At 43.4% G+C, this 5,443-nt stretch carries 7 protein-coding genes; 5 read left to right on the forward strand and 2 right to left on the reverse strand.

What is annotated here, in order from left to right; all coding sequences use genetic code 11:
• Nucleotides 1–147: 147 nt before the first annotated feature.
• Both F6J94_RS29435 and F6J94_RS29440 read right to left on the reverse strand, forming a co-directional pair.
• Nucleotides 148–279: a hypothetical protein gene (locus F6J94_RS29435; protein ID WP_293046829.1), complete on the reverse strand. Its 132-nt coding sequence runs from the start codon at nucleotides 277–279 to the stop codon at nucleotides 148–150.
• A 269-nt stretch (nucleotides 280–548) separates the two neighbouring features.
• Nucleotides 549–839, reverse strand: coding sequence for a DUF4351 domain-containing protein (locus F6J94_RS29440; RefSeq protein WP_293046831.1), 291 nt, complete (start codon nucleotides 837–839; stop codon nucleotides 549–551).
• Between the two features lie 388 nt (nucleotides 840–1,227).
• On the opposite strand from F6J94_RS29440, the gene F6J94_RS29445 reads away from it, so the two are divergent.
• The 5 genes from F6J94_RS29445 to ndk form a co-directional block, all read left to right on the forward strand.
• Nucleotides 1,228–1,428 carry a hypothetical protein gene (locus F6J94_RS29445; protein WP_293046833.1) on the forward strand — a complete coding sequence of 67 codons (201 nt, stop codon included), beginning with the start codon at nucleotides 1,228–1,230 and terminating at the stop codon, nucleotides 1,426–1,428.
• 739 nt (nucleotides 1,429–2,167) lie between these two features.
• A complete protein-coding gene (locus tag F6J94_RS29450) occupies nucleotides 2,168–3,220 on the forward strand; it encodes a ParM/StbA family protein (protein ID WP_293030398.1) in 1,053 nt (350 codons plus the stop codon).
• 42 nt (nucleotides 3,221–3,262) lie between these two features.
• Complete coding sequence (locus F6J94_RS29455) at nucleotides 3,263–3,985, forward strand: hypothetical protein (protein ID WP_293046835.1); 723 nt, start codon at nucleotides 3,263–3,265, stop codon at nucleotides 3,983–3,985.
• A gap of 16 nt (nucleotides 3,986–4,001) precedes the next feature.
• Nucleotides 4,002–5,048: a D-alanine--D-alanine ligase family protein gene (locus F6J94_RS29460; protein ID WP_293046837.1), complete on the forward strand. Its 1,047-nt coding sequence runs from the start codon at nucleotides 4,002–4,004 to the stop codon at nucleotides 5,046–5,048.
• A 77-nt stretch (nucleotides 5,049–5,125) separates the two neighbouring features.
• Nucleotides 5,126–5,443: nucleoside-diphosphate kinase (gene ndk, locus F6J94_RS29465; RefSeq protein ID WP_293046839.1), on the forward strand; the 318-nt coding region annotated here is incomplete at its 3' end.

The raw sequence follows: 5,443 nt of genomic DNA on the forward strand, positions 1-5,443 counted from the left end.
GTGATAAACGGTTAGCCGTTTATCACATACCAGTACTCGTTTCTCGTTAACTAGTACTGGTGTATAACAAACGGGTACTAGTTTTTCGTTAAACTGTACTTGTTTATCATTTAACAGTACTAATTTATCAGTAACTAGTACTTGTTGCTAATCGACTAGTACTTTTGTATTAAAAACCGGTACTGTTTTGTTCTTAACGAGTACCATTTCCTCACATGGTAAGAGGGAATAGGGAATAGGGAGCAGGGAGCAGGGAGCAGGCAATAGGCATGCTAGCAATAGGCATGCTAGCAATAGGCAAGGTAAGCTATCAGCTAATAGCTATCAGCTATAGCGTTTCTAGGACTCATGAGGTACACATAACTGTTTGACTATTGGCTTTTGCTTCTTCTATCTTAGCTGCTCCCTGCTCCCGTCTTGATGCAGTCGCTCATGGGGGAAACCCCCAAGACCGCGCTGCATCGCTGCTTCCTGCTCCCTAAAAACCAGATATTTGTACCTCACCAGTCGTAGAATTGCTATAGCTGAATGCGACACCTAACCGGATGTTACTTATCCGTTAACTGGTTCAACCAATTGGTCAAATCTACTTCGGTTTCAAAATCTAACAACGCTTCTCCTAAATCCTCCAACTGGTCAAAGGATAATTTCTCAATTTGATTTTGTAATTGGGGATTTATCTCTCCTAGGCGACGGTTAAGTAGACGGATAATTAAATTAAGCTCATTGCGCTTTCCTTGTTCTAATCCCTGTTCTAATCCTTGTTCTAATCCCCGTTCTAATCCTTGTTCTAATCCTTGGCGAATAATTCGTTGATAAACTACTGACTCTTGCATCATATCCTCCCGAAAATAGGCTTGAATTAAATTAAGAATTAAGAATGAATAATTAAGAATGAAGAATGCATAATTTAGAACTTATAGCAACCGAAGTATAGTTTAGGACAGAGAATTTTGGTTGAAAGGGAGCAGGGAGTAGGGACTAAGGCCGTAGGCCACGGGGGGCGCGTTCGGAGCAGAAATATGTCTTAAGCTTTACTGCGACTGCTATACATTCTCAATTCTACATTCTTAATTCTACATTCTTAATTCTACATTCTCAATTCTACATTCTCAATTCTACATTCTTAATTCTACATTCTCAATTATTAATTTTATAAAAACCCTTGACAATTTAAATTATAATCATTACAATAATTATTGTAAATCCAAGTAAAAATTTTTCACTATGTCAGACAAATTTACTCGCAATTTCAAGAAAAAACCAACTCAGCACACTCTCAAAGGTCCTCGTGAATCAGTAATCAATAGTATCCATATGCTTTATTCCCTAGGCTATGCAGAAATCGCGGAGTGGACTCCTCTAGAGCCGACCGATATTCCAGGTGAAGTGATGACTACTATGACCAAGTATTGGTTGTTGCCATAACACCTTAACTTTCTGGGGGGTTTTCCCCCCCGGGGGCCTTGGGTTTCGGAAATTTCTGACATATGTGATTGCCATAGCCGTGGATAGTATTTCTACGGCTATTTTTTTATGGAATTTAGAATTAAGAATTAAGAATTTAAAATTAAGAATTAAGAATTAAGAATTGAGAATTGGGAATCGGGAATCGGGAATCGGGAATCGGGAATTGGGAATCGGGAATCGGGAATTGAGAATTGGGAATCGGGAATCGGACAAAAGTAAAATTAACTGTTGAAATAGGGAGCAGGGAGCAGAAGGGCTTTTGGTAACTTTACATAAGTTAATACAGCGAGGCAGAGGTGCGACCCGTGGCGAATTTAATTCTTAATGCGGAAAACGCACCATTACGGTCTTGGGGGTTCCCCCCACTCGCGCTTTGCATCAAGAAGTGAGGTTTATTTTTGTCCAGGTACTTAGCGATCGCTACTCTCGAAACAATCCGTAGCGATATCCTAACTGCCAGTCGAGATGTCAGAGATTACTGAATGATTAATCTACTATATATGTGGAGTAGTTCCCAACAGACTTGGGTCAACCTGCGTTTCCTGCACACCTAGTCTAAGGATTTTTGGCCCTTGGTGGCAGAACTATCGCAAAAAGCCTAATCATTGTCCGCACCCCGCTCTTGCCTAGACGGGGCTTCCAAACATCGGACAATTTTTTTGTGAGTTGAGTTAGACAAACTGCTATATACTAACGAATGACTGCTAAACAGCTTGCTACCATCGTGAATAAAGTTCCTATTCTCAGCATTGACTTAGGTCGTACCTCTACTAAAGCTTGTATCAGCCGTTACCCCGATGGTGTAGTGCTAATTCCTGCCAATGTTGCCCATCTCACCGTTGAGCAAGTGCGTCGGGGTGGGTTTGAAGCTCGACTAGGTGACCCTCTATTAGATATTTGGCTGGAGTATCAAGGCAAAGGATACGCCATTGGACAACTAGCCGCTGACTTCGGAGCTAACTTGGGTGTTGGTCAATCGAAAGTAGAAGATGCCTTGATAAAAGTCTTTGCCTGCGTAGGACATTTCGAGCTTCAAGGTGACTTGGCAATTATCATGGGATTGCCCTACCATTCCCAAGAGCAGTTTGAGCGTGAAAAAGACGAATTAATTGGTATCCTCGCTTCTCCTCATGTCATGTACTACAGAGGGGAACAAGTCTCGATTACGATTAAGAAAGTTTGGGTGATACCAGAGGGTTATGGTAGCTTGATCTGGGTTGAAGTTCAGGAAAACGATCCATCGGATGGCGGATTACACGACCGTTCCGTCGCCGTTGTGGATATTGGCCACCAAACCACTGACTTTATCATGGCAGATTCGTTCCGATTTGCTAGAGGAGCATCTCAGAGTGAAGCGTTTGCCATGAATGAGTTCTATGATCAATTAGCTGCGCAAATTCAGGGAGCTGATAGTCAATCGTTGCTATTAATCAAAGCGGTTAATCGTCCAGAGGGAGAGCGCTTTTATCGTCCTAAGGGTGCTGCTCAGCCCACAGACCTCGACGAAATTATACCGAGTTTGCGCAAAAGTTTTGCCCGTGAACTGTCAGATCGCTTGCTCGCTTGGCTACCAGAACGCACCACAGACGTAGTGGTGACTGGTGGTGGTGGACAATTCTTCTGGAATGATCTTCAACTTATCTTCAAAGAAGCTAGACTGAAGGGTTACTTAGCTCAACCCTCTCGAAAAGCAAATGCTTTGGGACAATACATTTATGGAGAGGTGCAGAAGCAGTCAGCATCTCGATAAATTGTATTGTAATTATCCCCTAGCATTATAGGTATAATTCCCATGGCAGCGATCGCAAAAAAAGTAAATAAAACAGTAGCATTTACCTCTAACCGAGAGGATCAATCCCTACTAAAGGCAGTGGAAAAAGAACTAGCTAAGGGTCAGTATCCTAGCTTTAGCATGTTGTGCAAGCAAGCTCTCCAAGAGTTTCTGTTAAGACCAGAATCCTCTGAGGAAAAGGCATCCTCCCAGGAAGCAACCGAGGAAACAACCGAGGAAACAACAGGTGTTGGAAATCTTGAAGACAAGCTAACCCAACTGCAGCAGCAATTAACTGAAGTGGTACAGGCGTTATCGGTTCAGAGTCCTAGCCAACTGAATAGTCAGCTAAGTGATATGACTCAACGGATTGAGGAAATAGACTCTAATACAACTCAACAATTGACGCAGTTACAACAGCAGCTTGGGAAATTAGAGCAGGTTCTATCTACTGAAGAATCTTCTGATCAACTTGATGATCAATTGACGGCCTTAATCGAACAGGTCAAGCAAGTGGATGACCGTTCTCATCAACAACTCGAACACTTAAAACAGCAAGTTGCTGGTGTAGAAACGGTGCTGTCGAATTTTAGTACAACGGATTTGTCTGGCGTAAGAGAACAGGCATCCACAGAAAAAGCTACTAGAGAGTCAGATGGGAGCCTCCGCGCAGGATTGGAAAAAGAGGCTGATCAATCTGATCCGTTACTAAGTCGCTTGGGTTCTTTATTAGAGGATTTTTAATTAACTGTATAGTGCTATGACAAAACGCAGAGTTGGACTGCTGTTTGGTGGTGTATCAGGAGAACACGAAGTTTCGATTAGTTCTGCAAGAGCGATCGCAAACGCTCTGTATGCCGAAGAAAATGCCTCTAAGTACGAATTGCTGCCAGTCTACATTCAAAAAAATGGCATCTGGACAGTGGTCGAAACTATCGCACAGGTTTTAGACTCGGGAACCCCCCTGGAATCTGCTCCTAGCGGTAATGTCTGGCAATTTCCGGCTGTTGTCAGTGAGGTAGATGTCTGGTTTCCCATCCTCCATGGGCCGAATGGGGAAGATGGCACAGTTCAGGGATTACTAACCCTGATGGGAGTTCCCTTTGTGGGTAGTGGTGTTTTGGGTTCTGCTGTAGGCATGGACAAGCTGGCAATGAAGACAGTATATGCCCAAGCCGGATTACCCCAAGTCAACTACATGGAAGTTTTGCGATCGCAAGTTTGGTCCGATCCCTGTGTATTTACCAAACTCTGTGACCAAATTGAGGAAACCTTAAACTATCCCTACTTTGTCAAACCAGCTAATTTAGGCTCATCGGTAGGGATTGCCAAAGTGCGATCGCGTTCTGAATTAGAAGCCGCCTTAGATCATGCTGCTAATTACGACCGTAGGTTGATTGTAGAAGAAGGAGTAGTAGGGCGAGAAGTAGAGTGTGCTGTACTAGGTAACGATCATCCCAAAGCCTCAGTAGTTGGTGAAATTACCTATGAGAGTGATTTCTATGACTACGAAACCAAATACACTCAAGGTCAAGCCGACTTGTTAATCCCCGCTCCCTTGCCCACTGACGTGACTACCCAGATTCAGGAAATGGCAATCCAGGCTTTTACTGCCGTTGATGGGGCTGGTTTAGGACGGGTAGACTTCTTTTATGTCGAAGCCACTAGGGAAATCTTCATCAACGAGATCAACACCTTACCAGGTTTTACTGCAACCAGTATGTATCCCCAACTGTGGGCAGCTACAGGTGTTTCTTTTCCAGAATTAGTGGATCAGTTAATTCAACTAGCAATAGAACGGGCTTGAATCTTCGTCCGCACGGAATATGATAGGAAAGGTTACGCCAAAGATTGAGCTGAGTTAAACAATTTGAGGAGAAAAACTTGGAACGGACATTTCTGATGGTTAAGCCGGATGGTGTACAACGGAATCTTGTTGGTCAAATCATCCAGCGTTTTGAGACAAAAGGTTTTACCTTAGTTGGGCTGAAGCTGATGAGCGTCAGCCGTGAACTTGCCGAACAGCATTACGCTGTTCACAAAGAGAGACCTTTCTTTGGTGGACTAATCGAATTCATCATCTCTGGTCCTGTAGTAGCAATGGTTTGGGAAGGAAAGGGAGTAATTGCTTCCGCAAGAAAGATTATTGGTGCTACCAAACCTCTGGAGGCTGAACCAGGAACTATTCGGGGCGATTATGGA

It is taken from the genome of Moorena sp. SIO1F2 (assembly GCF_010672755.1).
In the GTDB taxonomy this organism is placed as follows: Bacteria; Cyanobacteriota; Cyanobacteriia; order Cyanobacteriales; family Coleofasciculaceae; genus Moorena.

Excerpts from the sequence above, each read along its gene's own strand:
- F6J94_RS29460 (WP_293046837.1), top strand. The coding sequence starts at position 4,002 with ATGACAAAACGCAGAGTTGGACTGCTGTTTGGTGGTGTATCAGGAGAA.
- F6J94_RS29450 (WP_293030398.1), top strand. The coding sequence starts at position 2,168 with ATGACTGCTAAACAGCTTGCTACCATCGTGAATAAAGTTCCTATTCTC.
- F6J94_RS29455 (WP_293046835.1), top strand. The coding sequence starts at position 3,263 with ATGGCAGCGATCGCAAAAAAAGTAAATAAAACAGTAGCATTTACCTCT.
- F6J94_RS29445 (WP_293046833.1), top strand. The coding sequence starts at position 1,228 with ATGTCAGACAAATTTACTCGCAATTTCAAGAAAAAACCAACTCAGCAC.
- F6J94_RS29440 (WP_293046831.1), bottom strand. The coding sequence starts at position 839 with ATGATGCAAGAGTCAGTAGTTTATCAACGAATTATTCGCCAAGGATTA.